This window comes from Solibacillus merdavium, assembly GCF_014836935.1.
Lineage (GTDB): Bacteria > Bacillota > Bacilli > Bacillales_A > Planococcaceae > Solibacillus > Solibacillus ferritrahens.
The window spans coordinates 1-1,570 of the sequence record NZ_JACSPW010000046.1 but is presented as its reverse complement, the minus strand read 5'-3'; the positions used below and the strand labels follow the sequence as shown (position 1 = coordinate 1,570).

Annotated in this window: 1 protein-coding gene; it reads left to right on the top strand. The window is 41.8% G+C overall.

The window, feature by feature from the left end; translation table 11 throughout:
• The first annotated feature begins 119 nt into the window (after window positions 1–119).
• Window positions 120–1,397: an IS110 family RNA-guided transposase gene (locus H9632_RS18660; RefSeq protein ID WP_191705562.1), complete on the top strand. Its 1,278-nt coding sequence runs from the start codon at window positions 120–122 to the stop codon at window positions 1,395–1,397.
• The last annotated feature ends 173 nt before the right edge of the window (window positions 1,398–1,570 follow it).

Below are 1,570 nucleotides of genomic sequence, written 5' to 3'. Positions count from 1 at the left end.
TTAAGGAGCATTCCTGTTAGAAAGATTTTCGGGGACTTGAAAACAAAAAAGCCCTCTTGTATGATGCTTGAGTGTCAACGGTCATTGACTCATACATCTACAGAGAGGACTCCATTCCAATGAATTTTAATACGAATGAGAAAATTAATCAAGTTTCTGAAAATACTCTAGTTATTGGCATCGACATTGCTAAACATAAACATTATGCTTGTGCAATCGATGATCGAGGTCGAGTGCTCCAAAAATCATTTCCGATCGTGCAATCACGTATTGGTTTTGAATACCTTTATGAACGCCTAATGGCGCTTAAAGCAACTTATGATAAACACGAAATTCTTGTTGGGTTCGAGCCAACAGGTCACTACTGGATGAACTTAGCTGCGTTTTTAACCAACTATGGAATTCCATTCGTAATGGTTAATCCAATGCACGTTAATCGCTCGAAGGAATTAGATGACAACCTACAAACGAAGAATGACCAAAAGGATGCGCTAGTCATTGCTCGCCTCATGAGAGACGGTCGTTTCAGCTATCCCCGACATCTTGAAGGAATCGAGGCTGAGTTACGAAATGGAGCGACATTACGTTCAAAGATTCAAGAAGATTTAAATGCCCTACAAAATCGCATTATTCGTTGGCTGGATCGCTTTTTCCCTGAATTCACACAAGTGTTTAAAAGCTTTGGGAAAATGGCGTATGCGGTGCTTGAAATGACACCGTTGCCAACAGATATTGTAGGCAAATCACCAGAAGAATTATTATTTTTATATCGCCAGGTAGACGGTATGAAATGCCCGCAGCTACCAAAGGCAAAGCAATTAGTCAAGGTTGCAGAAAGCTCAATCGGACTGACAGAAGGTTTAGTGATGGCCAAATTCGAAATTGCCACGCTTCTTTCACAGCACAAAATGATGCAGGCTCAACTTGAAGAACTAACAGCTCAGCTCGTAGAGCAAGCCAAACAAATGACGGAATATGAATATTTAGCATCGGTACCTGGAATCGGGGATGTCACGATTGTCGATTTACTATCAGAGGTTGGTTCTTTAGCGCAATATACACATCCACGCCAATTAATTAAACTAGCGGGACTCACATTGCGTGAAAACTCTTCTGGTCAGCAAAAGGGACAAAAACGGATTTCCAAACGAGGGAGAAGAAAACTTCGTGCCCTTCTCTTCCGAGTCATGATGCCTTTAATCTTGCATAATCCTGCGTTTAAACAATTACATGAATATTACACTACACGCACCATCAATCCGCTCCGTAAGAAGCAATCGATTGTCGTGCTATGCGGGAAATTACTGAAGATTTTACATGCCTTGTGCAAAAAGAAAACAATGTTTAATGAACACCAAATGATGACCGATTTCGCAAGTCTTCAAACGGCTGCCTAAGCGTACCTACACAAAAGTTTAAACAAGAGGATGACACGGAGAAGCCGGCACTATTTATTCCATTCGACCGTGAGATTTAAGAAACGAGTCCCCTAAGGAGCATCGCCAGCCTCTGCCTTATGAATAGACCGAACGAAGGAATGTACGCGCAATCAGACGCCTAGAGACATGGG